The following is a 25,764-nucleotide window of genomic DNA, read 5'->3' as shown; positions in this document are numbered from 1 at the left end:
GGGGCGCTGCCGCGCTCAGTCGGTGGACCGGGTACGCGCCGCGCGCTGCAGTCTCGCGGCGAGGCGCTCGAACGCGCCGGCGAGCTCCGTGCCCTCGAGCACCTCGACGTCGGCGTCGAGCTGGGTGATCCACAGCGCCAGCCGGTCGGGGTCGTCGGAGCCCACCTCGACGCGGCACGCCCCCGGACCGGCCGCCTCGACCTCGAACGCCGCACCGAAGGCCGCCTCGACCACCTCCGCCGGGGCCCGCACGAGAATCCGCGCACGGTAACGCCACGTCACTCTCCGTACCCGCCCGACGACGTGCTCCACCACACCGTCCTCCGGGAGAGTGCGCGGGGTGAACCGCGCACCGGTCGGCGGCCGCGGGACCACGCGGTCGACGCGGAAGACGCGCCAGTCGTCCCGCTCGAGGTCCCAGGCGAACAGGTACCAGCGCGACCCCCAGCTGACGAGCCGGTGCGGTTCCACGAGCCGTGACGACTCGACGCCGCCGTGCGCCGTGTAGGCGAACCGGAACCGCTCGCGGCTGCGGATCGCCGCAGCGACGGCACTGAGGATCCCCAGGTCGAGCGACGGATCGGCGCCGCGCACCACGCTCGTCGCCTCACGGATCGCCTCGACCCGGCGCCGCAGCCGCGCGGGGAGCACCTGTTCGAGCTTCGCGAGCGCCGTGAGCGACGTCTCCTCGGCGCCAAGGCCCCGGGTCGCGACGGCGCCGAGGCCGACGGCCACCGCGACCGCCTCGTCGTCGTCCAGGACGAGCGGCGGCATCGCCGTACCGGCCGCCAGCCGGTAGCCGCCCGCCACGCCCGGCCGCGCCTCGACGGGGTAGCCGAGCGAGCGCAGCTTGGAGATGTCCGTGCGCACCGTACGGCTGCTGACCTCGAGCCGTCCGGCGAGCTGGTCGCTCGTCCAGTCGCGTCTGAGCTGCAGCAGCGACAGCAGCCGGAGCAGGCGGGCCGAGGTCTCGAGCATGTCCTGATCCTCCCACCTATTGCGGAAGGGAACCCGCCGCAATAGGTGTCAGGGTGGAGTCATGACAGAGAACACCGCACTCATCCCGTTCCGCATCGACGTCCCGCAGGCCGACGTCGACGACCTGCGCGACCGGCTCGCACGCACGCGCCGGCCGCACCCCGTGCCCGGCCGCGACGACCCCGCGGACTTCAGCCGCGGCATCCCGTCGGCCTACCTGGCGGAGCTCGCCGAGTACTGGCGCGACGGGTTCGACTGGCGCGCCCAGGAGGCGGCGCTCAACACCCACGAGCAGCTCACGACCGTCGTCGACGGGCAGACCTTCCACGTGGTGCACGCGCGCTCCGCGAACCCGGCGGCGATGCCGCTGATCCTGAGCCACGGGTGGCCGGGCTCATTCGTCGAGTACCAGCGGCTCGTCCCCCTCCTGACCGACATGTTCCACGTCGTCATCCCGTCGCTGCCCGGGTTCGGGTTCTCCACGCCGCTGTCCGGCACCGGCTGGGAGGTGGCGCGCACCACGGAGGCGTACGCCGAGATCATGACGCGGCTGGGCTACGAGCGGTTCGCCGCGCACGGCACCGACATCGGCGCCGGTACCACCGGTCGTCTCGCCGCGCTCTACCCGCAGCGTGTGATCGGCACCCACGTGGGCAGCGACGGCAGGTCGCTGGGCATGGTCGGCGACCAGTTCCCGTACCCCGAAGGCCTGACGGACGACGAGATCGCACAGATCGAGGCCGTACGCACCCAGGAGGCCGCCGAGCAGGGCTACTTCGAGATGCAGAACCACCGACCCGACACGATCGGCGCCGCCCTCACCGACTCGCCCGTCGGTCAGCTCGCGTGGATCGCCGAGAAGTTCCAGACCTGGACGAACGGATCGTCCCGGACCCCGGACGACGCGGTCGACCGTGACCAGCTGCTCACCAACGTGTCCCTGTACTGGTTCACGCGCAGCGGCGCCTCGAGCGCGCAGTTCTACTACGAGGCCTCGCACTCCGGGCTCGACTGGCTGTCGGCCTCCGAGGTGCCGTCGGCCTGGTCGGTGTTCGACACGCACCCGCTGATGGCCAAGGCGTTCAACACCTGGGGCGCGATCGACCGGTGGACCGAGCATACCGAGGGCGGGCACTTCCCCGCGATGGAGGAGCCCGAGCTGCTCGCGAACGACATCCGGGCCTTCTTCGCCGGCCTCGGCTGAGGCAGTCCGGCCGGGACCACGGTGCCGGTGATCAGCGTGCGCGCTCGACCCGGCCCTCGTCCCAGACCGGCTCCGAGGACTCCCGCACGGTCCCGTCCTGGCCGAACACCAGGAACCGGTCGAAGCCGCGGGCGAACCACCGGTCGTGGGTCACGGCGAGCACCGTGCCGTCGAACGCCTCGAGGCCCTCCTGCAGCGCCTCGGCGCTCTCCAGGTCGAGGTTGTCCGTCGGCTCGTCGAGCAGCAGCGCGGTGCAGCCCGCCAGCTCGAGCAGCAGGATCTGGAACCGGGCCTGCTGACCTCCGGAGAGCCGGTCGAAGGGTCGCTCGGCCGCCGTCGTCAGCTCGTACCGCCGCAGCGCCGCCATGGCCTTCCCGCGGTCCTGCGCGTGGTCCTCCCAGAGGATGTCGCGCAGCGTGCGACCCGTCAGCTCGGGGTGGGCGTGCGTCTGGGCGAAGTGCCCCGGCACGACGCGCGCCCCGAGCCGCGCAGAACCTGTGTGCGCCACGTCGCCACCGGCCAGCAGCCGCAGGAAGTGCGACTTGCCGGACCCGTTGGACCCGAGCACCGCGACGCGCTCGCCGTAGAAGACCTCAAGGTCGAAGGGCTTCATGAGCCCCACGAGCTCGAGCGCCTCGCACGTCACGGCCCGCGTGCCGGTCCGTCCGCCACGCAGGCGCATGCGGATGTCCTGCTCGCGGGGCGGTTCCGGCGGCGGGCCGGCCTCGGTGAACTTGCGCAGCCGGGTCTGCGCCGCCCGGTAGCGCGAGGCCATGTCGGGGCTGTTCGCCGCCTGCTGCCGCAGGGTGAGTACCAGCTTCTTGAGCTGGGCGTGCTTCTCGTCCCAGCGCCGGCGCAGCTCCTCGAACCGCGCGAACCGCTGCCGCCGTGCCTCGTGGAACGTCGCGAAGCCGGCGCCGTGCACCCAGGCGTCCGATCCCGTCGGTGCGGGTTCGAGCGCCACGATCCGGTCGGCCGACCGCGCCAGCAGCTCGCGGTCGTGGGACACGAACAGCACGGTCTTGCGGGTCGCGCGCAGCTGCTCCTCGAGCCACAGCTTGCCCGGCACGTCGAGGTAGTTGTCGGGCTCGTCGAGGAGCAGGACCTCGTCGGGTCCCCGGAGCAGCGCCTCGAGCACGAGCCGCTTCTGCTCACCGCCGGACAGGGTGCGCACCTCGCGCCACTGGGCACGCTCGAACTCCACGCCGAGCGCCGCCGTCGTGCACACGTCCCAGAGCGTCTCGGCCTCGTACCCCTGCACCTCGGCCCAGTCCGCGAGCGCCTGGGCGTAGCGCATCTGCGCCGCCTCGTCGTCCACCGTCATGACGGCGGTCTCGGCGTCCTCGACGGCTCGAGCGGCCTCGCGGACCCGGGGCGGCGCGACGCCGGCGAGCAGCTGGCGCACGGTGGTGTCGTCGCGGACGGAGCCCACGAACTGCGGCATGATCCCGAGCCCGCCGCTCACGGTGACCGTCCCGGAGTCCGGGCGCAGCTCGCCGGTGACCAGCCGCAGCAACGTCGTCTTCCCGGCACCGTTGGGACCGACGAGCGCCGTGGCGCTGCCCTCCCCCACGCGGAAGGAGACGTCGTCGAGCAGGACGCGACCGTCGGGCAGCACGTAGTCGACGTGCGCCACCTCAAGATGACCCATGCTGCTCACTCCTCCTTGCGGGCGACGAACACCCATCCATGACCGGGGTCGGTACGCGAGGTCGCGCACGCCCGTGACGGCGAACCCTGCGCCGACGAGCGCCGTCTCGATCTCGTCACTCTCGCGGAACCGCAACGTGGAGACGGCCCCGGTCCCCGGGACCTCGGTCACGTCGTGCGTGTGCGCGGGTCCAACCCTCCCATGCGCGGTGAGCGGGCACGCGCGTCTCGATCCCCCTCGCGGCGAGGAGCAGCGCGAGCACGCCGGTCCCCGCGCCGACGTCGAGCACCGACCGGGCGCCGAGCTCGCCGGCGAGCCCCACGTAGAGGTCCAGGTCGCTGCGGTCGGGGTCGAGCGGGTCGTAGAGGCCCGCGACGACGGGATGGTCGAACTCGTTCACACCGGTGACCCTAGGCCTCCGGCCTGCGCCGCCGCACGGGCATTTCCCCGATCGCCGGGGCGGGGCACGGGCTCCTGCGAGGGACCGGGGCGTCCCCTTCGCGAGACGACCTGCCCGATGTCGGTGCGGTGCGGTTGACTGTCCTCCGTGACCGACGCAGAACACTCTTGGCAGGCCGACCTTCCGGAGGTCGGAACGCTCACGTACGAGCAGGCCCGTGACGAGCTCGTCCAGGTCGTGTCCCGGCTCGAGGCCGGGGGCGAGCCGCTGGAGTACTCCCTGGCGCTGTGGGAGCGGGGCGAAGCCCTCGCCGCCCGCTGCCAGGAGTGGCTCGACGGCGCCCGTGAGCGCCTCGCTGCAGCGCAGACTGCCACGAGCCCGGCGGAGGAGGCCTGATGTCGCAGCACGTCCTCGCGGTGGGCGAGGCCCTCGTGGACGTCGTCCACCGGCCGGACGGGACCAGCGCCGAGCACCCCGGCGGGTCGCTCGCCAACGTCGCCCTGACCCTGGGGCGGCTGGGCCGTGACGCCCGGCTGGCCACGTGGCTCGGGCCGGACGAGCGCGGCGACGCGGTCCGTGCCTGGTTGGCCGAGTCAGGCGTGACGACGACGCCGGGCAGCGACAGCGCCGACCGCACGTCGGTGGCGCAGGCCACCCTCGACGCGGCAGGTGGGGCGACCTACGAGTTCGACCTCGAGTGGCGGGTGCCCGCCGGAGCAGGTGTCACGGCCGAGACCCTCGCGGTGCACACCGGGTCGATCGCCGCGGTGCTCGAGCCCGGCGCTGCCGACGTGCACGCCCTGGTCGAGGCCGCGCGCGCGACGGCGACCGTCACCTACGACCCGAACGCCCGCCCGGTGCTCATGGGTGATCCCGCCGACGCCCGGGTGAAGATCGAGTCCCTGGTCCGTCGGGCAGACGTCGTCAAGGTCAGCGACGAGGACCTGGAGTGGCTGGCCGCGGGAACGGCCCCGCTCGACGTCGCGCGCGCCTGGGTGCACGATCTCGGCGCGGCGCTGGTGGTGGTGACGTTCGGCGGCCAGGGCGCGACGGCGGTGACGGAGTCGGGCGAGGTGCACGTCCCCTCCCGGAAGGTCGAGGTGGTCGACACCGTCGGCGCGGGCGACTCGTTCATGGGTGCGCTGCTCGACGGCCTGTGGACCGCCGGACTCCTGGGCGCAGACCGCCGCGCGGCCCTGCGCGCCGTCGACCATCCCACCGTGGAGGCACTGCTGGAACGCTGTGTCGCCGTCGCCGCGGTGACCGTCTCCCGGGCGGGTGCGAACCCGCCGTGGTCCCACGAGCTGGAGGACGCATGACCCCGAAGGAAGCCTGGGCCGCCCTGCGGGCCGGCAACGAGCGCTTCGTCCGTGACGAGCCCGCCGAGAGGTCCCCGATGTCGGTGCGGCGCGCCGAGCTGACCGCGGCGCAGCACCCCCACACGGTGGTGTTCGGGTGCTCGGACTCGCGCGTGGCGGCCGAGATCATCTTCGACCAGGGCCTCGGGGACGTGTTCGTGGTCCGGACCGCCGGCCACGTCGTCGACACCACCGTGCTCGGCTCGATCGAGTACGGCGTCGAGGTCCTGGGTGCCCCGCTCGTGGTCGTGCTGGGGCACGATTCCTGCGGTGCGGTGGCGGCCACGGCTCACACCCTGCGGACGGGCGAGCAGCCGCCCGGGTTCGTGCGGTCGGTCGTGGACAAGGTCATCCCGTCCATCGCGGATCTCGCCGGGACCTCGAGGGACGACGACGAGAACGGCGCGTTCGCCGACCGGCTGCGCACGGCGCACGTGCGGCACACGGTCGAGGCGCTCCGCGGCTACTCCGGCGCGCTCGACGCCGCCGTGACCGACGGGCGCCTGGCGATCGTCGGTGTCGAGTACGACCTGGCCGAGGGCTCGGCCCGGCTGGTCGAGGTGGCGGGCGACGTCGCCGAGGAGCCGCTGCGCGTGACACCTCTCACACGCTGACGCGCCTGCGGGTGCGGCACGATAGACACATGACTTCCGACATCGTCGCCGGCGGCGCCGACGCGCCCGAGACCGAGTACCGCATCGAGCACGACACGATGGGCGAGGTCCGTGTCCCGGCCCATGCCCTGTACCGCGCTCAGACCCAGCGCGCGGTGGAGAACTTCCCGATCTCGGGCACCCCGCTCGAGCGTGGTCACATCCAGGCGCTCGCCCAGGTCAAGAAGGCCGCGGCCCTCGCCAACGCCGAGCTGGGGGTCCTCGACCGCGACATCGCGGACGCGATCGCCGCCGCCGCGAACAGGGTCGCGTCCGGCGAGCTCGACGAGCACTTCCCGGTGGACGTCTTCCAGACCGGGTCCGGGACGTCGTCGAACATGAACACCAACGAGGTCCTCGCGACGCTCGCGACCCGTGCCCTGGGCCGTGACGTGCACCCGAACGACCACGTCAACGCCTCGCAGTCGTCGAACGACGTGTTCCCGACCTCGGTGCACGTGGCGGCCACGGCCGGCGTCGTGCGCGACCTCGTCCCGGCGCTGCAGCACCTGGCCGACGCCCTCGCGGCCAAGGCGGAGGAGTTCGCCGGCGTCGTGAAGTCGGGCCGCACCCACCTCATGGACGCCACGCCCGTCACGCTCGGCCAGGAGTTCGGCGGCTACGCGGCGGCGGTGCGCTACGGCGTCGAGCGCCTCGAGGCCGCGCTGCCCCGTGCCGCCGAGGTCCCGCTCGGCGGCACGGCCGTGGGCACCGGCATCAACACGCCGGCGGGCTTCCCCCAGCGTGTCATCGAGCTGCTGCGCGAGGACACCGGCCTGCCGCTGACCGAGGCGCGGGATCACTTCGAGGCGCAGTCGGCCCGTGACGGCCTGGTCGAGCTCTCGGGCGCGCTGCGCACGATCGCCGTCTCGGTCACGAAGATCTGCAACGACCTGCGCTGGATGGGCTCCGGTCCGAACACGGGCCTCGGCGAGATCGCCATCCCCGACCTGCAGCCCGGGTCGTCGATCATGCCGGGCAAGGTCAACCCGGTCATCCCCGAGGCGGTCCTGATGGTGGCCGCGCGCGTGGTGGGCAACGACGCCACGGTGGCCTGGGCCGGTGCGACGGGCTCCTTCGAGCTGAACGTGCAGATCCCAGTCATCGCGCAGGGCGTGCTGGAGTCGATCCGTCTGCTGACGAACGCCTCCCACGTCCTCGCGGATAAGACGGTCGCCGGGCTGACCGCGAACACGGAGAGGGCCCGGGCGTTCGCCGAGTCGTCGCCGTCGATCGTGACGCCGCTCAACAAGGTGATCGGCTACGAGGCGGCGGCGAAGGTCGCGAAGAAGGCGGTGGCCGAGGGTATGACGGTGCGCGAGGCCGTCGTCGCGCTCGGGTTCGTGGAGCGTGGCGAGGTCACCGAGGCGCAGCTCGACAAGGCCCTCGACGTCCTGTCGATGACGAGGCCCCCGCAGGCCTGACCTGAGACGAAGGGCTGTGGGCCTGTGCCCACAGCCCTTCGTCTCAGGTGACGGACCCGAGGTTTGGTAAGCCTTACCTCACCTGCTACTGTCGCAGGACGCGGGAGGCGCGCCGACCAGGGCGCGGGGCTGGGGGGTTCCACCTGGGACGGCGCGCCTGCCCGCACACGTCAGATCTCGAGCGACTCGAGCATCTCGGTGACCAGCGCCGCCACCGGCGACCGCTCCGACCGCGTCAGCGTGACGTGCGCGAACAGCGGGTGCCCCTTCATGGCCTCGATGACCGCCGCGACGCCGTCGTGCCGCCCGACACGCAGGTTGTCCCGCTGCGCCACGTCGTGGGTGAGCACCACCCGCGAGTCCTGACCGATCCGTGAGAGCACCGTCAGCAGCACGTTGCGCTCCAACGACTGGGCCTCGTCGACGATGACGAACGCGTCGTGCAAGGACCGGCCGCGGATGTGCGTCAGCGGGAGCACCTCGAGCATCTCCCGGTCGATGACCTCCTCGACCACCTCGGGCGAGACCAGCGCGCCGAGCGTGTCGAACACGGCCTGCGCCCACGGGTTCATCTTCTCCGACTCGGTGCCGGGCAGGTAGCCGAGCTCCTGGCCGCCGACGGCGTACAGCGGGCGGAAGACGAGGATCTTGCGGTGCTGACGACGCTCCAGCACCGCCTCGAGGCCTGCGCACAGCGCGAGCGCGGACTTGCCGGTCCCCGCCCTGCCACCCATGGACAGGATGCCGATCTCCGGGTCGAGCAGAAGATCGATCGCGACCCGCTGCTCGGCAGAGCGCCCGTGCACGCCGAACACGTCCTGGTCGCCACGCACGACCCGCACCTGCTTGTCCGCGGTGACCCGCCCGAGCGCGGATCCGCCGGCCCCGTGGATCACGAGGCCCGTGTGACACAGCAGCGGGCTCGCCTCCTCGACCACCTGCGGGTCCAGCGACGCCAGGTCGACCGCGGATCCCTCGTACAGGGCCGCGACCTGGTCGTCCGTCATCGTGATCTCGCGCATGCCGGTCCAGCCGGAGTCGACGGCGAGCTCGTGGCGGTACTCCTCGGCCCGCAGCCCGAGCGCCGAGGCCTTGACACGCATCGGCAGGTCCTTGGACACCACCGTGACGTCCCGCCCCTCGGCCGCCAGGTTGGCCGCGACCGACAGGATGCGGGTGTCGTTGTCCCCCAGCCGGAACCCTGCGGGCAGCACCTCGGGGTCCGTGTGGTTCAGCTCGACCCGCAGCGTGCCGCCGTCGTTGCCGATCGGCACGGCGGCGTCGAGGCGGCCGTGCTGGACGCGCAGGTCGTCCAGCGCCCGCAGCGCGCTGCGGGCGAAGTAGCCGAGCTCGGCGTGGTGCCGTTTGGCCTCCAGCTCGGTGACGACCACGATCGGCAGGACGACGTCGTGCTCGGCGAATCGGTGGATGGCTCGCGGGTCGGACAGCAGGACGGACGTGTCGACGACGAACGTCCGTCGGTCGGTGCTGGTGTTCTCAGTGGCCACGATGTGCTCCTCGCGCAGAGCGGAACGGTGTGGTGGGCGGGCGACCGGCCGAGCGCACGTCGTGCAGCAGAGCCGGGGCCGGCCCTCCTGCACGGAGCGAGCACTCCATCAGACGGCCTCCCGAGGACGCACTGGGCGTGCGACCTGGAGATCACGCTACGACCCCGGCGGCGTGACGGACGTCACGGGACCGGCGCGTCGCAAAGTCGTCATCGAGAGTTCACACGGCGTCCGGCGCGCGGATACCGACATGACCTGGGCGCCACGACCGCTAGAATCCACGGGTGCCCGAGACGACCCAGCTGAGCAGGACCCTTGCCCCAGCGGCTTCCCCGACAAGGGTCGCGCGCGGTACGAACGGCTACATCTCGTCCTGGGGAGACCAGCAGGCCGGCATCTCTCCCGACCGCCGCCGCTGAGGTTCTCGCCTCGACTCGCTGTCCGAACCGACCGCCTCGATCGACAAGGCCACCGACGTGATGCTTGCCGTTCTCCTCGGGCTCGCCGTGCTGCTTGCCGCGGTAGCCCCGTTCCTGGGCCGCCATGCCGGACGCCCCGGCGGCTGGCCCCTCGCCGCAGGGCTCCTCGCCCTGGCGTTGTGGGTCGGCCTGGCCCCGCCGCCCGACGGCACCTCCTGGTACCTGCCGTGGATCCCGAGCCTCGACGTGGGCCTCCACCTGCGCTTCGACGGGCTCAGCTGGGTGTTCCTGCTCCTCGTCCTGGGCGTGGGTGGCGCCGTGCTGGCATACTCGGCGCGCTACCTCAAGCGCGGGCCGCACCCCGGCTTCTACGGGCTGATGACGGCGTTCGCCGCGGCGATGACCGGGCTGGTCCTCGCTGACGACGTGATCCTGCTGTTCGTCATGTGGGAGTTCACCACGGTGTGCTCCTTCTTCCTCATCGCACGCACCAGCCCGCAGGCCCAGGCACCCGCCGTGCGGACCTTCCTCGTCACGGTCGGCGGCGGTCTGTGCCTGCTGGGCGCGGCCATCGCCGCAGTGGTGCGCACCGGAACCACCCAGCTCAGCGCCATCCTGGCCGACCCGGTGTGGTCCCAGGACTCGACGTTCGCCGCCGTGATCGCGGTGCTCATCGCGGTGGCCGCCTTCACGAAGTCCGCGCAGTTCCCCTTCCACGCCTGGCTCCCCGACGCGATGGTCGCCCCGACGCCGGTCAGCGCCTACCTGCACGCCGCCGCGATGGTCAAGGCCGGCATCTACCTCCTCCTGCGGTTCTCCCCCGCCATGAGCGACGTCCTGACGTGGAACGTCCTGCTCATCACGATCGGTCTCATCACGACCGTGATGGGTGCGGTGTTCGCCCTGCAGCGCAACGACCTCAAGGAGCTGCTGGCCTACTCCACCGTCAGCCAGCTCGGGCTGATCGTCGCCACCATCGGCGTCGGAACCCAGGCGGCGCTCGCCGCGGCGACCCTGCACACGATGGCGCACGCCCTGTTCAAGTCCGCGGCGTTCATGCTCGCGGGCGTCATCGACCACCAGGCCGGAACACGAGACATCCGTACGCTGGCCGGGGTCGGCAGAGCGATGCCATGGACCTCGGTGATGCTCGTGCTGGCCGCGGCATCGATGGCCGGGCTCCCGCCGCTTCTCGGGTTCATCTCCAAGGAGTCGATCCTCGACGCCATGCTCGCAGGGCCGGGCGCCGGTTGGCTCGTGGCGGGGATCGCCGCACTCGGTGCCGTCTTCACGTTCGCCTACTGCGCGCGCATGGTCCTGCGCCCGCTGCCCGGCGTCCGCCCGGCGTCGCTGTCCGGGATGTCCGAAGGCGGGTTCTGGCTCATCCTGCCCGCGGCACTTCCTGCCGTCCTCGGTGTCCTGCTGGGCCCGGCAGCCTGGCTGCTCGACACCCTCACCAGCGCCGGCGCGACGGCGGCCTCGGGCCACGACGTCCACTCGCACCTCACGCTCTGGCACGGGCTGACACCGGCGCTCTTCCTCTCGGCCGCCGTGTACACCGTCGGGGCACTGGTGGTCTGGCGCGCCGCGGCCGTCGACCGCCTGCTGGACCGTCAGCTCTTCCCCTTCACCGGCGTCGAGGCCGTCGCCGCGTGGCAGCGTGGCACCGTGGCGTTCGGCGCCCGCGTCGGCGACCTGACCCGTGCGGACGCACCAACACGGCACCTGGCGGTGCCGGTCATCGGCATCGGGGTGCTGGCCGTGGCCGGCCTCGTCGGTGTGACCGGGCTGGGCGACGTGCGCGACACCAGCCGGCCCCTCGACTGGGTGCTCCTCGGCCTGATCGCCGTCGGGGTGCTGGGCGCGGTGACGATCCGCTCCCGCATCGGTGCACTGGCCGTGATCGGTGTGGCCGGGTTCGCCGTGACGCTACTGTTCTTCACCCTGGGCGCGGCCGACGTGGCGCTCACCCAGCTGCTGGTGGAGATCCTCACCGTCGTCGTCGCCGTCCTGCTGCTGCGCCGCCTCCCACGTGGGTTCCGCCGCGCGCCACGGCCACGCGTCGTGCTCACCGCCGTGATCGCCGTCGCCGGTGGTCTGGCGGCCGCCGTGGGGACCTTCGCCCTGACCGGTCGGCGCGACCTCTCGGCCGCCGGCGAGCACTTCCTGCTCAACGCCCCGGACGACACCGGCGGGTCGAACGTCGTCAACACGATCCTCGTGGACTACCGAGCCCTGGACACACTGGGCGAGCTCACGGTGCTCGGCATCGCCGGCGTGGTCATCTACGTCCTGCTGGAGTCCGCCCGCGCCCTGCCGCTGCAGTACCGCGACCCCCAGCCGGTCCAGCAGGTCCCGTCGAGCTCCCCGCTGATCGACACCCAGACCAACGGTGTCTTCAACCGCACCTTCGCACGGCTAGGCATGCCGCTGCTGCTCCTGTTCTCGATCTACCTGCTGCTGCGCGGGCACCAGAACCCGGGCGGTGGATTCATCGGCGCACTCGTCGCGGCGTCCGCCTTCGCCCTGGCCTACCTCGCGGCGTCGTCGGACACCGCCCGCCGCGCCTCCTACTTCCGCCTCATCGGCAGCGGTGTCCTCATCGCGACCGTGACCGGCCTGCTGGGCTTCCTCGAGGGCTCCTTCCTCAAGCCCCTGCACGTCGACATCGGCAACCTGCACCTGACCAGCGCCGTGCTGTTCGACGTCGGTGTCTACCTCGCCGTCATCGGTGTCGTGGTCGCCGCGCTCGACCTGCTCGGCGGCTGGCCGGCGCCGAAGCACCCCACCGGGGGGCCCGGGGCGGACGCAGCGGACCCGCCACCGGACCCGTCTCCGCCAGACCGCGAACCCTGGCCTGAACCCGTGACCACCGGAGCACCGACCAAGGAGGACGCATGACGCTCGCCCTCATCGTCGGCGTCCTGGTCGCCGGAGGCGTCTACCTGGTGCTCCAGCGCGAGATGCTGCGGATCGTGTTCGGATTCATCCTGCTGAGCCACGCCGTCAACGTGCTGATCTTCGCGGCCGGAGGTGCCGACCGACGCAACCAGCCGCTCGGTGACGACCCCGACCCGTTGATCACCGCCGACCCGCTGCCCCAGGCCTTCGTCCTCACGGCGATCGTCATCGCCCTGGCGATCACGATCTACATGCTCACGCTCGCCATCGTGGGCCGCAAGGACGACGACACCGCCGACCGTTCCGACACCGCACGAGCCGACCACGGCGCGATCGAGGACCCGCTGGACATCGACGAGATCGCCCGCGCGCACGGTCTGGCGCCGGAGCCCGCACCGAGGGGGGAGGCCTGATGCCCGCAGACCTGCTCACACTGTTCGTGGCGGTGCCCCTCGTCGTCGCCGCCGTCCTCGTGCTGATGCCGTTCAACCGGATCGGGTCGGTCGCCACGCTGGTCGCCACGCTGCTCGCCTCCATCGGCGGCGGCATCTGGCTCATCGTGTCCACCGTCGACGGCTCGGCGCTCGGACACGCCGTGGGGCTGTGGCCGGCAGGCATCTCCATCCCGTTCGTCGGTGACCAGTTCACCGCCCTCATGATCACCCTGACCGGGATCCTGAGCGTCACCTGCGTGGCCTTCGCCGTCGCCTCCTCCCACGCGCACCTGCGGTTCTTCGCTCCTCTGGTGCTCGTCCTGGCCGCCGGGGTGAACGGTGCGCTGCTCACCGCCGACCTGTTCAACCTCTTCGTGTTCATCGAGGTCATGCTGCTGCCGTCCTACGGCCTCCTGGTCCTCTCGGCGCCCGGTAGCGCACCCTTGAAGCGGGTCAGCGGGTCCCGGCTCTACGTCACCGCGAACCTGCTCATCTCCACGGTCTTCCTCGCCGGTGTCGGCGTGACCTACGGCGTGGCGGGCAGCGTGAACCTCGCCGACCTCGCCGGGGCGGCCCGTGAGTCGACGGCCGTGGCGATCGCCGTGGCGGTCTGCCTGTTCGCCCTGTCGATGAAGGCAGCGGTCGTCCCCGTGCACGGCTGGTTGGCCCGCACCTACCCGGCTGCGTCCCCGGCGGTGACGGCCCTCTTCTCGGGCCTGCACACGAAGGTGGCGATCTACGCGATCTACCGGATCTACGCCGTCGTGTTCGAGGGGATGAGCGAGTACCTGTGGGTCGGTGTGGTGATGTTCTCCCTCACCATGGCCGTCGGGGTGCTGGGAGCGGTCGGCGAGGGAAGCACACGCTCGATCCTCGCGTTCCACATGGTCAGCCAGATCGGGTACATCCTGCTCGGTGTCGCCCTCTTCGGGCCGATCGGGCTGACGGCAGGCATCTTCTACCTGCTGCACCACATGATCGTGAAGGCCTCGTTGTTCCTGTCCACCGGCGCGATCGAGGTGCGGTACGGGGCAGGGCCGTTGGGCACCGTGCACGGGATCGCCCGCGCCGAACCGGTGATCGCCGCGGCGTTCTTCGTCGCGGCGATGTCGCTGGCCGGCCTCCCGCCGTTCTCCGGCTTCGTCGCCAAGCTGTCCCTGCTCCGGGCGGCGTTCGACGGCGGTCAGGTGGCCGCCGCGGTGGTTGCCCTCGCGGTCAGCATCGTGACCCTGATGTCCATGCTCAAGATCTGGTCCGGAACGTTCTGGGGGCGCCCGGGGCGTACCCCTGAGCGGCCGGGGGACGTCACCGGTGAGTTCGACGAGATCGCGCTGCGGGACGCGGCGACAATCCTCGCCGTCCAGCCACGCCGCAAGATCAGCTTCGGGCTGGCCGCTCCGGCGGTGTTCCTCGCCGCCCTGACCGTGGCGCTCGGCATCGGAGCCCAGGGGCTCATGGCGCTGAGCGAGGTCGCCGCAGGCAACCTGGTCGACACCTCCAACTACGTGCAGGCGGTGATGGGCGGATGAGCTGGTTCACGTGGCCTCTGCGGTGGGCCTGGTTCGCCGTGTGGTTCCTCGCGCTGGTGGTCCGGTCGAACTTCACCGTCATCTGGGACACCCTCACGCCCGGTCAGGCCTCGCGGCCGTTGATCGGTCAGTACGCGTCGCGCTGCCGGTCGGACGCCGAGCTGACCCTGCTCGCCATCGCGATCACGCTGACGCCGGGCACGCTGACGCTCGGCACCCGCACGGAGGAGTCCGGGACCCGGACGCTCTACGTGCACGGCATGTACGACGGCAGCCCGGAGGGGCTCGCGGCCTCCGTGCGCCGCATCGAGGACAAGCTGTTCTCCGCCACCCGACGGAAGGGCACCGCATGATCGTCCTGTGGACCGCCGCCACGCTGATCGTCGCCTCCCTGCTGGCCGCCGTGTGGCGGATCCTGGTCGGACCGGACGACGCGAACCGCGCGGTCGCCGCTGACCTGCTGTTCTTCGCCGTGATCGCGCTGATCGGCCTGGTGGGAGCCGGTACGGGAGCGACCGGGACGTTCGACCTGGTGCTGGTCGCTTCCCTCACCGGCTTCCTGGCCGCCGTGTCCCTGGCCCGCGCCCTGACCCGAGGAAAGAGGTGACAGGGATGGACATCGTCGGCTACGCCCTCGTCCTGCTCGGCTCCGTGGTGTTCGCCACGGCCGGCTTGGGCGTGCTCAAGCTGCCCGACGTCTACACCCGCATCTCCGCGATCTCCACCGCGGCAGGATTCGGGCTCATGCAGGTCCTCGTCGGTGTCCTGCTGCTCCTGCCGGGCCCGGAGAACACGGTCAAGGCGATCGTCGCGATCGTCCTGCAGCTCGCGACGTCGGCCATCGGAGGTATGGCCCTCGCGCGGGCCGGCTACCTGACGGGGTCGCCGCTGGTCGCCGGGACCTCACCCGACCAGCTCGCCGAGGACGCGGAGACACCGCAACCGCGCCCCTGACCTGCGGAGCCGGCGAGCGCGGTCATCCGCCCCTCGTGCCCAACAGCTCGTCACGCTGCCGCCCGACCTGCCGTCGCAGCGCCGCCACCACGGCCGCGACGGCAGGCCGGCGCCAGGACTCGGGGTGCACGAGCGCCCGGTACGGCAACCGGTCCCGGACCTGGTCCGGCAGGAGCCGGACGAGGTCGGGGTGCCGGTCGGCCGCCAGGCAGGGCACGAACCCGACGCCGGCTCCGGCCCGCGTGGCCTCGACGTGCACGAACACGTTGGTGGACGTCATCGCGTCGCGGATGCCGGGCACGAGGCGGCGCGGGGTGTCCAGGTCGTCCACCTGCAGCATCGAGTCGATGAAGTGCACGAGCCCGTGGTCGGCGAGCTCCGCGACGGTGCGCGGCGTCCCGTGCTCGGCGAGATAGCCGCGCGCGGCGTACATGCCGAGCTCGAACTCGCCGAGCGGGACCACCTGGGCGCGGGGGGCGGGGGCGTCTCCGACCACCACCTCGACGTCCACGCCCGACCGGTGCTGCGCCGGCCGGCGCGTGACGGTCACGACCTCGACGGCGAGGTCGGGGTGCTCACGGCGCAGCGCGACGACGGCGGGCGGTACGACGTAGGCGCTGAACGCATCGGTGGCCGTCATGCGGACCACGCCCGTCACGGGGTCGCCCACGCCGTCGGCGGCGGCGAGGCGGGCGACGGCGTCGGAGACGGCCTCGGCGGCGCGGGTCGCCCGCTCCCCCAGGGCCGTGAGCTCCCAGCCGTCGGCGCCGCGGACCAGGACCCGGTCACCGAGGCTGCGTTCCAGGGTGGCGACGGTGCGCGCCACCGTGGTGTGCGTGACGCCGAGCTCGACGGCCGCCGCGGTGTAGCGCCCCGTGCGGGCCACGGCGAGCAGGACGAGCAGGTGGTCGGCGGACGGCGTCGGCATCGTTGCACGGTAGCCGACGTGTGCATCCGCGCACACCCGATGTGCCTCGGCGAGCGTTGCGTGCACATCGGGTTGCTGTGACTATCAGAGTGACGATCAGAGGACCAGCAGCGGCAGCCGGCTGCACATCACCACGGTCGACGACGACACCGGAGGTCACCATGCGCCCCGCCCCACCCACGGGACCGGACAAGGTCGTCGCGTCCGCGGCCGACGCCGTGGCCGACGTGCCCGACGGAGCCAGCCTCGCCGTCGGAGGCTTCGGGCTCTGCGGCAACCCGATCGCGTTGATCGAGGCGCTCCTCGACCAGGGCACCCGAGACCTGTGGGTCGTGAGCAACAACTGCGGCGTCGACGACTGGGGCCTGGGCATCCTGCTCGGCGCGGACCGCATCCGCCGCATCACCGCGTCCTACGTCGGCGAGAACAAGGAGTTCGCGCGCCGCTACCTGTCCGGCGAGCTCCAGCTCGAGCTGACGCCGCAGGGGACGCTCGCCGAGAAGCTGCGGGCAGGAGGCTCGGGGATCGCCGCCTTCTACACGCGCGCCGGGGTCGGCACCCAGGTGGCCGACGGCGGTCTGCCGCAGCGGTACACGGCCGACGGCGACGTCGCGGTCGCCTCGCCGGCCAAGCACCGCAGCACGTTCATCGACCCGGACGGTGTCGAGACCGAGTACGTGCTCGAGGAGGCGATCAGCACCGACTTCGCCCTGGTGCACGCTGCCCGGGGTGACCGGCACGGCAACCTGGTGTTCCACCGCTCGGCCCGCAACTTCGCGCCGCAGGCCGCCATGGCCGGGCGCGTGTGCGTCGCGCAGGTCGAGGAGCTCGTCGAGCCCGGTGAGCTCGACCCGGACGAGATCCATCTGCCGGGCGTCTACGTGCACCGCGTCGTCCCGGTCGGCAGGGACGTCGAGAAGCGGATCGAGAAGCGCACCACCCGCCCCGCCGGAGCGCCGTCGGTCCAGGGCACGGGCCCTGCGACCACTGCGCAGGCCCCGGAGGCCGGCACGCCGCGGCGCGGACTGACCCGGGACCAGATGGCCGCCCGGGCCGCCGCCGAGCTGACCGACGGCTCGTACGTGAACCTCGGCATCGGTATGCCGACGCTGGTGCCGAACCACGTCCCGGCCGAGCGTCACCTCGTGCTGCAGTCCGAGAACGGGCTGCTCGGCGTGGGGCCTTACCCCACCGAGGACGAGGTCGACCCGGACCTCATCAACGCGGGCAAGGAGACCGTGACGCTGCTGCCGGGCGCCTCGGTGTTCGACGCCGCCACCAGCTTCGGGATGATCCGCGGCGGCAAGATCGACGCCGCGATCCTCGGCGCCATGCAGGTCTCGGCCACCGGCGACCTCGCCAACTGGATGATCCCCGGCAAGATGGTCAAGGGGCCCGGCGGCGCGATGGACCTCGTGAACGGGGCGCGGCGCCTGATCGTCCTGATGGACCACACCGCCCGCGACGGCTCACCGAAGATCCTGGGCGAGTGCACCCTGCCGCTCACCGGCCGCGGCGTCGTCGACCGCATCATCACCGACCTGGCGGTGATCGACGTGACCGATGACGGTCTCGTGCTCCGCGAGCTCGCGCCCGGGGTGACGGCCGACGAGGTCGTGGCCGCCACCGGCGCACCCCTGCGCATCGACCCCGACCTCGATCCACCGAGAAAGGCTCAGTCATGACCAGCACCATCGCACCGAGGCCCGACGACGTCGTGGTCGTCTCCGCCGCCCGCACCCCGCAGGGACGGCTGGCGGGGTCGCTCGCCACCCTGTCCGCCGTCGAGCTCGGCGCGGTGGCCGCCCGGTCGGCGCTGGCCTCGGCCGGCGACCTCGCCGGCGACGTCGACGCCGTGATCTTCGGCCAGGTCCTGCAGGCCGGGGCCGGGCAGAACCCGGCCCGGCAGGCCGCCGTCGCCGCCGGCGTGCCGATGAACGTGCCCGCCGTGACGGTGAACAAGGTCTGCCTGTCCGGGCTGACCGCCGTCGTCGACGGGGCGCGTCTGCTGCGTACCGGCGAGGCCTCCGTGGTGCTCGTCGGCGGGCAGGAGTCGATGACCAACGCCCCGCACCTGCTGCCCGGGGCGCGCGCCGGGTTCCGCTACGGCGACGCCACCCTGCTGGACGCCGTGGCGCGCGACGGGCTGTCCGACGCGTTCGACGGGCAGGCCATGGGGCTGAGCACCGAGCAGCACAACTCCGGGGACGTGTTCGTCTCCCGCGACGAGCAGGACGCGCTCGCCGCGGCGTCCCACCAGCGGGCGGCCCGCGCCACGAAGGACGGCGTCTTCGCCGCCGAGCTGGCGCCCGTGGAGGTACCGCAGCGGCGGGGCGAGCCCGTGGTCGTCTCCTCCGACGAGGGGGTGCGGCCGGACACCACCGCCGACGGGCTCGCTCGCCTGCGGCCGGCGTTCTCCTCCGACGGGACCCTCACGGCCGGCAACTCCTCGCAGATCTCCGACGGCGCGGCGGCGCTCGTCCTCACCACGCGGGCACGGGCCGAGGCCGCGGGGGTGACCGCGCTGGCCACCGTGCGATCGGCCGGGCAGGTCGCCGGCCCGGACACCTCGCTGCACTCCCAGCCCGCGCACGCGATCTCGGTGGCGCTGGCCCGTGCGGGGTGGGCGGCGGACGACCTGGACCACGTGGAGATCAACGAGGCCTTCGCCGTCGTCTCCGCGGTGTCGACACGGGCTCTGGGTCTCGACCCCGAGATCGTCAACCCGCACGGTGGCGGCATCTCGCTGGGTCACCCGATCGGTGCCTCCGGAGCCCGCCTCGCGGTGCATGCCGCGCACGAGCTGGCGCGGCGCCGGGCCGACGGGCAGGACGGCGCACGTGCCGCCGTCGCGCTCTGCGGCGGCGGCGGACAAGGCGAGGCACTGCTCCTCGAGGCCTGACCGCAAGCGTTGTGGGCGCGAAATCTGGGCCACCATACCTGGAGATCAACGACATTTCGGGCCAGAAATCGCGCCCACAACGATTCAGCGGGCGAGCGAGCGCAGCTGGCGCAGCGCGACGGAGAGCGTGGCGATGCCCGGCCGCTCCACAGCGTGCGCCATGTCCAGCGCCTCCATCGCACGCCGGGCCGTCGCGCCACCCGCCTCGAGCCACGACTCGATCCGCTCCGGGGCGTCACCGGACCCTGTGCGGTCGAGCACCGACGCCGTCAGCGCAACCATCACCGCGTACACGTCGTCACGCAGGGCGGCGCGAGCCATCGAGTCCCAACGGTCGTCCTGCGGCAGCCCGGACACGCTGGTGAGCATGTCGCCGACCCCGAGGCGGCCCGACAGCGTGAAGTAGGTCCGTGCCACCTCGTCGAGATCCCAGCCGCGGGTGGACGACAGCTCGGCGACGTCCATCAGGGGCAGCGTGCCCAGGAGACCCGCGCCGCGCCGGGCGAGGGCCGGGTCGCACCCCGCCTCCTCCAGATCGGCGACCCGCTCGGTGTACCGCCGCAGCTCGGCGCCCTGCAGCACCTCGCCCAACCGCACGGCGTAGGACCGGACGGGGCCGGAGTACGCCGCGATCTCCTCGCCGACCTCGACCCGGTGGGACCGGTGCTGCACGATCCACCGCGCCGTGCGGTCGAGCAGCCGGCGGAGCTCCAGGTACAGGTCGGTCTGCACCCGGGCCACCACCACGTTGTCCGTGGCCTCGATCGCGGCGACGAACCCGCGCAGGTCGAGGATCTCCCGCGCGGCCACGAACGCCCTCGCGATCTGCTCCGTCGGTGCCCCCGTCTCGTCCGCCGCGCGGAAGGCGAACGTGATGCCACCGCGGTTCACCATCGAGTTCACCACGGCGTTGACGACGATCTCCCGACGCAGCGGGTGCTTCGCCAGGTCGTCCGGATACCGGTCCCGGATCTCGGCCGGGAAGTACGCCGCCAACGTGCGGGCGAACCACGGGTCGTCCGCCAGATCGGTCTCGGTGAGGTCCTCCTTCAGCGCCAGCTTGGCGTAGGCCACCAGGACCGCGAACTCCGGCCGGGTCAGTCCTTGCCTCTGCTTCACACGCTCGGCGATCTCACCGACGTCGGGCAGGAACTCCAGCTCGCGGTCCAGCTCGCCGCGCGCTTCGAGCCACGCCATGAGCCGCTCGTGCACGGGCAGCATGACGGCCGCGTTCGCCCGGGAGTTGCCGAGCAGCACGTTCTGCTCGTAGTTGTCGCGGAGCACCTGTGCCGCGACCTCGTCGGTCATGGCCTGCAACAGCTCGTTGCGCTCGGCGAGCCCCAGCCGGCCGTCCCGCATCACGGCGCCGAGCAAGATCTTGATGTTCACCTCGTGGTCCGAGGTGCCGACGCCCGCCGAGTTGTCGATCGCGTCGGTGTTGATCTGGACCCCCGACTGCGCTGCCTCGATCCGGCCCCGCTGACTGACACCGAGGTTGCCGCCCTCACCGACGACCCGCACCCGCAGCTCGTCGCCGTTCACCCGGATCGCGTCGTTCGCCCGGTCGCCGATCTCGCCGTCCGACTCGGCGCTCGCCTTGACGTAGGTGCCGATGCCGCCGTTCCAGAGCAGGTCGACAGGGGCCAGCAGGACGGCCCTCTTCAGCTCCGCCGGCGTGAGCGCGGTGACGCTCGCGTCGAGCCCGAGCGCCTCGACCATCTGCGGCGTCACCGGGATCGACTTCGCCGACAACGGGAAGACGCCTCCACCCGCCGAGACGAGGTCGGGGTCGTAGTCCGCCCATGACGAACGTGGCAGCTCGAATAGCCGCCTCCGCTCGGCGTAGGAGACCGCGGCGTCCGGGTCGGGGTCGACGAAGACGTGGCGGTGGTCGAACGCGGCCACCAGCCGGATGTGCTCGGACAGCAGCATGCCGTTGCCGAACACGTCACCGGACATGTCCCCGATACCCACCGCGGTGAAGTCTTGCGTCTGGGTGTCGTGCCCGAGCTCGCGGAAGTGCCGCTTCACCGACTCCCAGGCTCCGCGAGCGGTGATGCCCATGGCCTTGTGGTCGTAGCCGGCCGACCCGCCCGAGGCGAAGGCGTCGTCGAGCCAGAAGCCGTACTCGCGGGAGATCTCGTTGGCGATGTCCGAGAACGACGCCGTGCCCTTGTCGGCAGCGACGACGAGATACGGGTCGTCGCCGTCGTGGCGCACGACCCGCTCCGGGGGCACCACGTCGGCGCCCTCCCGGTTGTCGGTGAGGTCCAGCAGGCCCCGGACGAACGTGCGGTACGCCGCCTTGCCCTCGGCCAGCCAGGCCGCCCTGTCACCGGCGTCGGGCAGCTGCTTGGCCACGAAACCGCCCTTCGACCCGGTGGGGACGATCACGGCGTTCTTGACCATCTGTGCCTTGACCAGGCCGAGCACCTCGGTACGGAAGTCCTCGCGTCGGTCGCTCCAGCGCAGGCCACCCCGCGCCACCTTGCCGAAGCGCAGGTGCACCCCCTCCACCTGGGGGGAGTACACCCAGATCTCCGCCATCGGGTGCGGTGGCGGCAGGTCCGGCACGCGCGCGCAGTCGAGCTTCATCGACACCCACGGCTTCGGCGCCCCGTGCGCGTCGCGGGTGTAGAAGTTGGTGCGCCAGACCGCGCCGACCACCCCGACGAAGGCGCGCAGGATGCGGTCCTGGTCGAGGCTGGCGACGTCGTCCAGGCCCGCCAGCAGGGCCGCCGTCGCCTGCTGAACCTGCTCGGCACGGTCGCCCTCGACCTCCGGGTCGAAGCGCAGCGCGAACAACCGCACCACGTCGGCGGCCATCTCCGGGTGAGCGATGAGGGCCGCGTCGATGTACTCCATCGAGAACGCAGAACCGGTCTGGCGCAGGTAGCGCCCGATCGACCGCAGGATCACCACGTCACGCCACGACAGGCCGGCGCGCAGGACGAGCGCGTTCAGCACGTCGCTCTCCGCGGCGCCCGACCACACGGCACGGAACGTCTCCTCGAGGGCCGTCGCGGTACCGTCGCCGTCCCACAGCGCGGGGTCGGGTGCGGTGAGCCCGAAGTCCGAGATGTACCGCGTCTCGCCGTCGGCGAGGTTGACCTGGTACGGCCTCTCGTCGATCACGTCCACGCCGAGGTCGGTCAGCAGCGGCAGCACCTGGGTGAGCCGGTGCTCGTGGAGCGAGGCGAGGGTGAGCCGGCGCACGGTCGGGTCGGCTCCGGGAGGCGCGTACAGATGCACCGCGATCGGGTCGGCGTCAGAGAGCCCGTCGAGGCGCTCGATGTCCCCGACGGCCGCCGCCGGAACGACCTGCTCCTTGTACGCCTCGGGGAAGGCCGCCCCGTAGCGGCCCAGGATCTCCGCGGCCACCTCCTCGTCGTGGACGTGGTGCAGCTCGTCCACGAGCGCCGCCTCCCAGGTGCGGATGGCGTCCTCGAGCCGGCGCTGCAGGTCGGCCTCGTCGACGTCGGGGATCGTGGCGTCGCGCGGGACCCGCACCACGAAGTGCAGCTGTGCGAGGGGTCCGTCGTCCACGCGCGTCGTGTGCTCGACGCGTTCCGCGTCGAAGGCGTCGCGCAGCAGCGCCTCGATGCGCAGCCGCACCGTGGTGTTGTAGCGGTCGCGCGGGAGGTACACCAGGGCCGAGACGAACCGGCCGAACTCGTCCGTCCGCAGGAAGACGCGGGTGCTGCGACGCTCCCGCAGGCGGGACACCTCGCCGGCGACGTCGGCCAGGTGGTCCACGGAGTCCTGGAAGAGCTCGTCGCGCGGAAACTGCTCGAGGACCTGCTGCAGGTCCTTGCCGGAGTGCGAGGTCGGGGCGAAGCCCGAGGCCCGCAGCACCGCCCGCACCTTCGGCGCGACGATCGGAAGGGTGAGGACGGACGAGGCGTAGGCCGCGGACGTGAACAGCCCGAGGAACCGGCGCTCTCCGGTGACGTTCCCCTCGGCGTCGAAGGAGCGCACGCCGACGTAGTCGAGGTAGGCGTCGCGGTGCACCGTGGCTCGGGAGTTCGCCTTGGTGATGGTGAGCAGGCGCGGCTCACGGGCGGTGCGTCGCGCCTCGGGGCGCAGGTGCACGACGGCGGAGGTCGGCTTGTGCAGGATGCCCAGCCCGGTGTGCGGCAACGGCCTCAGCACGTCCTCGCCGTCGAGGGTGTCGAGCGTGTACTCGCGGTAGCCGAGGAACGTGAAGTGGTCCTCCGCCAGCCAGGTGAGGAACTCCACCGTGGGCGCGATCGTCGCCGGGTCGGCGGTGGGCGGCGGCTGCACGCGCAGGTCCGTGCAGATGTCGAGGCAGGCCCGGCGCATCGCGGACCAGTCCTCGACGGAGCTGTGCACGTCGGCGACGACGTCCCGCAGCCTGACGACCAGCGCGTCACGTTCCTCCTGGTTCGTGATCCTGTCGGTCTCCACGTGGATCCACGACTCGAGCCGGCCGCCGTGGGCCCCGATCTCCAGCAGCGCGCCGTCGTCGTCGCGGCGGACCTCCAGCACGGGGTGCTGCAGCAGGTGGAGCGTGCGGCCGTGCCGTGCGATGGCCCCGTCGACGGAGTCGACGAGGAAGGGCACGTCGTCGGTGCAGATGTCGACGACGGTGCGACGCGACGTCCAACCGTCCTCGCGCAGCGTCGGTGTGAAGACCCGCACGAGGGTCTGCCCGGGCTCGCGACGGGCAGCGAACTCGCACGTCGACGCCGCTGCCCCGACGACGTCACGCGGCTCGCGCTCGGTGAGATCCTCCGCGGTGTAGGCGCCGAGGAGCTGTCTCACGTGGCGCCCGAGCTCGGGAGGGAGGCCCTCGACGACCTCGAGGACCTGCGGGTTCGAGGCGACGTCGTCGGTCATGAACCTCTTCATTCTGCGTCGGGACCGTGGACCTGACCTGGTACTTCTCGATGCTATCCAAGGGGCGCGTCCACGCCAGGCGAGGCCGTGGTCTCAGGCTGTCGGGGCGTGCCGCTCCAGGAACTCGTAGACCTCGGAGGTGTCGACGCCCGGGAACGCGCCCGACGGCATCGCCGCCAGCATCGAGGCGTGCGGACGAGCGCTCGGCAAGGCCTGGCCCGCCCATCGTTCTGCCAGGGGCTGTGCCGGCTGGCGGCAGCAGGAGTCCTCCGGGCACCGCGAGGTCGATCGCGCCGTCGTCTCCCGTCCCAGGAACCACTTGACCTGCGCGTACGGCACGCCCACGCTCACCGAGAACCGGCCCTCCGGGGTGTCCGAGACCCGGGAGGTGCACCAGTAGGTCCCCGTCGGGGTGTCGGTGTACTGGTAGTACGGGCTGAGCCGGTCCTGGATCCCGAACACCACCCGCGCCGTCCACTGCCGGCACACGTGCTGGCCCTCGACGGTACCGAGCGCGTCGGCCGGGAAGCGGACGCCGTCGTTCTCGTACGCCTTGTGGATGGCCCCGGACTCGTGGACCTTCATGAAGTGCACCCCGATGCCGAGGTGTCGCGTGGCGAGGTTGGTGAACCGGTGGGCCGCCGTCTCGTACGAGACCGCGAACGCGTCGCGCAGGTCCTCGATGGAGATCGCCCGGGCGTCCTTCGCCTCGCGCAGGTGCTTGACGGCGTCGCGCTCCGGCAGCAGCAGCGCCGCGCAGAGGTAGTTCGCCTCGACCCGCTGACGCAGGAACTCCGCGTAGTCGCCCGGCTCGGAGTGCTCGAGCACGTGCGAGGCGAGCGCCTGCAGCAGCGCCGAGCGGGCGTCGGACCGCCCGCGGATGCCGTTGCTCGGCAGGTAGACGCGGCGGTTGCGCCGGTCGATGACGGCGCGCGTCGACTGCGGCAGGTCCGGCTCGTAGTGGATCGTGAAGCCCAGGTGCGCGGCCACGTCGACGGCGGCCCGTTGTGGCATCGGCCCCCGGGTGTGCCCGACGTCGTCCAGCAGGGTGCGCGCGACGATCTCCAGGTCCGGGAAGTAGTTGTCCTGCGCGCGCATGTCCGCCCGCAGCTCGGTGTTGGCGCGACGCGCCTCCTCCGGCGTCAGCGCGCGCTCGCGGTGCAGCCGCTCGAGCTCGGCCTGCAGCGCGACGATCGCCTCGAGCGCATCGCTCGGCAAGGACTTGCCGACGCGCACAGGCTTGACGCCGAGCGCAGAGAAGAGCGGCCCTCTTTGCACCCGTTCGAGCTCGATCTCGAGGGCGTCCCGGCGCGACGGCGGCTCGGGCGAGAGCAGGTCGTCGACGCTGGTGCCCAGGGCGCGCGCCACGGCCTGCAGGCGGGCGATGGTGGGTTCGCGCTTGCCGTTCTCCAGCATGGAGACCTGCGACGGCGCACGTGAGATAGCGTCTCCAAGCTCACCGAGGGTCATCCCCCGGCGGGTGCGCAGGTGCCGGATGCGCCGCCCGATCGTCAGGGCGTCGGGCTCGGCGCCGGTCGAGGGCGGCGTCGGGAGCGCCGAGCCGGACCGGTTCGTCGTCGTGATGGCCATGGTCCAGCGTGACATGGACCACTGCTTCTGGGAAGCAGAAGAATCCCGATACTTCTTCTCACGAATCCTGG

The 25,764-nt window shown here is 72.1% G+C and carries 20 protein-coding genes and 1 pseudogene; 14 read left to right on the top strand and 7 right to left on the bottom strand.

Going from position 1 to position 25,764, the window contains the following annotated elements; translation table 11 throughout:
• Window positions 1–15 precede the first annotated feature (15 nt).
• Window positions 16–978 carry a helix-turn-helix transcriptional regulator gene (locus PZC42_RS04950; protein ID WP_277208939.1) on the bottom strand — a complete coding sequence of 321 codons (963 nt, stop codon included), beginning with the start codon at window positions 976–978 and terminating at the stop codon, window positions 16–18.
• Between the two features lie 61 nt (window positions 979–1,039).
• Between PZC42_RS04950 and PZC42_RS04945 the strand changes: the two genes are divergently transcribed.
• On the top strand, window positions 1,040–2,182 hold the full coding sequence (locus PZC42_RS04945; protein ID WP_277208937.1) for an epoxide hydrolase family protein: 1,143 nt from the start codon (window positions 1,040–1,042) through the stop codon (window positions 2,180–2,182).
• 31 nt (window positions 2,183–2,213) lie between these two features.
• Here the strand turns inward: PZC42_RS04945 and PZC42_RS04940 are convergent, their stop codons facing one another.
• Together PZC42_RS04940 and PZC42_RS04935 are read right to left on the bottom strand one after the other, a co-directional pair.
• The gene (locus PZC42_RS04940; RefSeq protein ID WP_277209294.1) at window positions 2,214–3,833 is read right to left on the bottom strand and encodes an ABC-F family ATP-binding cassette domain-containing protein; all 1,620 of its coding nucleotides are present in this window, start codon (window positions 3,831–3,833) and stop codon (window positions 2,214–2,216) included.
• Window positions 3,834–3,948: 115 nt separating this feature from the next.
• Window positions 3,949–4,233, bottom strand: a complete 285-nt coding sequence (locus tag PZC42_RS04935) for a class I SAM-dependent methyltransferase (RefSeq protein WP_277208936.1) — start codon at window positions 4,231–4,233, stop codon at window positions 3,949–3,951.
• A 147-nt stretch (window positions 4,234–4,380) separates the two neighbouring features.
• On the opposite strand from PZC42_RS04935, the gene PZC42_RS04930 reads away from it, so the two are divergent.
• The 4 genes from PZC42_RS04930 to PZC42_RS04915 are packed head-to-tail and all read left to right on the top strand — an operon-like array spanning window position 4,381 to window position 7,668.
• Window positions 4,381–4,629, top strand: a complete 249-nt coding sequence (locus PZC42_RS04930; RefSeq protein ID WP_277208935.1) for an exodeoxyribonuclease VII small subunit — start codon at window positions 4,381–4,383, stop codon at window positions 4,627–4,629.
• A complete protein-coding gene (locus tag PZC42_RS04925) occupies window positions 4,629–5,552 on the top strand; it encodes a carbohydrate kinase family protein (protein WP_277208933.1) in 924 nt (307 codons plus the stop codon). The genes PZC42_RS04930 and PZC42_RS04925 overlap by 1 nt, the downstream gene beginning before the upstream one ends.
• On the top strand, window positions 5,549–6,205 hold the full coding sequence (locus PZC42_RS04920) for a carbonic anhydrase (protein WP_277208931.1): 657 nt from the start codon (window positions 5,549–5,551) through the stop codon (window positions 6,203–6,205). The genes PZC42_RS04925 and PZC42_RS04920 overlap by 4 nt, the downstream gene beginning before the upstream one ends.
• Window positions 6,206–6,234: 29 nt before the next feature.
• Entirely contained in the window at window positions 6,235–7,668 is a 1,434-nt protein-coding gene (locus PZC42_RS04915) for a class II fumarate hydratase (RefSeq protein ID WP_277208929.1), read from the top strand.
• A gap of 170 nt (window positions 7,669–7,838) precedes the next feature.
• Here the strand turns inward: PZC42_RS04915 and phoH2 are convergent, their stop codons facing one another.
• Window positions 7,839–9,176, bottom strand: a complete 1,338-nt coding sequence (gene phoH2 / locus PZC42_RS04910) for an RNA 5'-3' helicase PhoH2 (protein WP_277208926.1) — start codon at window positions 9,174–9,176, stop codon at window positions 7,839–7,841.
• 479 nt (window positions 9,177–9,655) lie between these two features.
• Here phoH2 and PZC42_RS04905 point away from each other — a divergent pair, with 479 nt between their 5' ends.
• Genes PZC42_RS04905 through PZC42_RS04880 form a run of 6 tightly spaced genes read left to right on the top strand, consistent with a single transcriptional unit; the run spans window position 9,656 to window position 15,413 of the window.
• Window positions 9,656–12,496, top strand: coding sequence for a DUF4040 family protein (locus PZC42_RS04905; protein ID WP_277209293.1), 2,841 nt, complete (start codon window positions 9,656–9,658; stop codon window positions 12,494–12,496).
• Entirely contained in the window at window positions 12,493–12,909 is a 417-nt protein-coding gene (locus tag PZC42_RS04900; RefSeq protein WP_277208925.1) for a sodium:proton antiporter, read from the top strand. The genes PZC42_RS04905 and PZC42_RS04900 overlap by 4 nt, the downstream gene beginning before the upstream one ends.
• Window positions 12,909–14,459, top strand: coding sequence for a monovalent cation/H+ antiporter subunit D family protein (locus tag PZC42_RS04895; RefSeq protein WP_277208923.1), 1,551 nt, complete (start codon window positions 12,909–12,911; stop codon window positions 14,457–14,459). Before PZC42_RS04900 ends, PZC42_RS04895 begins: the two co-directional genes overlap by 1 nt.
• Window positions 14,456–14,812: a Na+/H+ antiporter subunit E gene (locus PZC42_RS04890; protein ID WP_277208921.1), complete on the top strand. Its 357-nt coding sequence runs from the start codon at window positions 14,456–14,458 to the stop codon at window positions 14,810–14,812. Before PZC42_RS04895 ends, PZC42_RS04890 begins: the two co-directional genes overlap by 4 nt.
• On the top strand, window positions 14,809–15,066 hold the full coding sequence (locus PZC42_RS04885) for an MrpF/PhaF family protein (protein WP_277208920.1): 258 nt from the start codon (window positions 14,809–14,811) through the stop codon (window positions 15,064–15,066). Before PZC42_RS04890 ends, PZC42_RS04885 begins: the two co-directional genes overlap by 4 nt.
• A 5-nt stretch (window positions 15,067–15,071) precedes the next feature.
• A complete protein-coding gene (locus PZC42_RS04880) occupies window positions 15,072–15,413 on the top strand; it encodes a cation:proton antiporter (RefSeq protein WP_277208919.1) in 342 nt (113 codons plus the stop codon).
• Window positions 15,414–15,435: 22 nt separating this feature from the next.
• On the opposite strand, the gene PZC42_RS04875 is transcribed toward PZC42_RS04880, so the two are convergent.
• A complete protein-coding gene (locus tag PZC42_RS04875; RefSeq protein WP_277208917.1) occupies window positions 15,436–16,341 on the bottom strand; it encodes a LysR family transcriptional regulator in 906 nt (301 codons plus the stop codon).
• A gap of 161 nt (window positions 16,342–16,502) precedes the next feature.
• Between PZC42_RS04875 and PZC42_RS04870 the strand changes: the two are divergent.
• The 3 genes and pseudogenes from PZC42_RS04870 to PZC42_RS04860 all read left to right on the top strand — a co-directional run.
• A pseudogene (locus PZC42_RS04870) lies at window positions 16,503–17,297 on the top strand (CoA transferase subunit A); the annotation flags it as partial.
• A gap of 84 nt (window positions 17,298–17,381) precedes the next feature.
• Entirely contained in the window at window positions 17,382–18,026 is a 645-nt protein-coding gene (locus tag PZC42_RS04865) for a 3-oxoacid CoA-transferase subunit B (protein WP_277209292.1), read from the top strand.
• Window positions 18,023–19,243, top strand: coding sequence for an acetyl-CoA C-acetyltransferase (locus PZC42_RS04860; RefSeq protein WP_277208916.1), 1,221 nt, complete (start codon window positions 18,023–18,025; stop codon window positions 19,241–19,243). Before PZC42_RS04865 ends, PZC42_RS04860 begins: the two co-directional genes overlap by 4 nt.
• Before the next feature lie 84 nt (window positions 19,244–19,327).
• Here the strand turns inward: PZC42_RS04860 and PZC42_RS04855 are convergent, their stop codons facing one another.
• On the bottom strand, window positions 19,328–24,103 hold the full coding sequence (locus PZC42_RS04855) for an NAD-glutamate dehydrogenase (RefSeq protein WP_277208915.1): 4,776 nt from the start codon (window positions 24,101–24,103) through the stop codon (window positions 19,328–19,330).
• Window positions 24,104–24,196: 93 nt separating this feature from the next.
• The gene (locus PZC42_RS04850) at window positions 24,197–25,708 is read right to left on the bottom strand and encodes an XRE family transcriptional regulator (protein ID WP_277208913.1); all 1,512 of its coding nucleotides are present in this window, start codon (window positions 25,706–25,708) and stop codon (window positions 24,197–24,199) included.
• Window positions 25,709–25,764 lie beyond the last annotated feature (56 nt).

Source organism: Isoptericola croceus (assembly GCF_029382255.1).
In the GTDB taxonomy this organism is placed as follows: domain Bacteria; phylum Actinomycetota; class Actinomycetes; order Actinomycetales; family Cellulomonadaceae; genus Isoptericola; species Isoptericola croceus.
The sequence above is the reverse complement of the archived record's forward strand: the minus strand, read 5'-3'. Positions and strand labels throughout refer to the sequence as shown.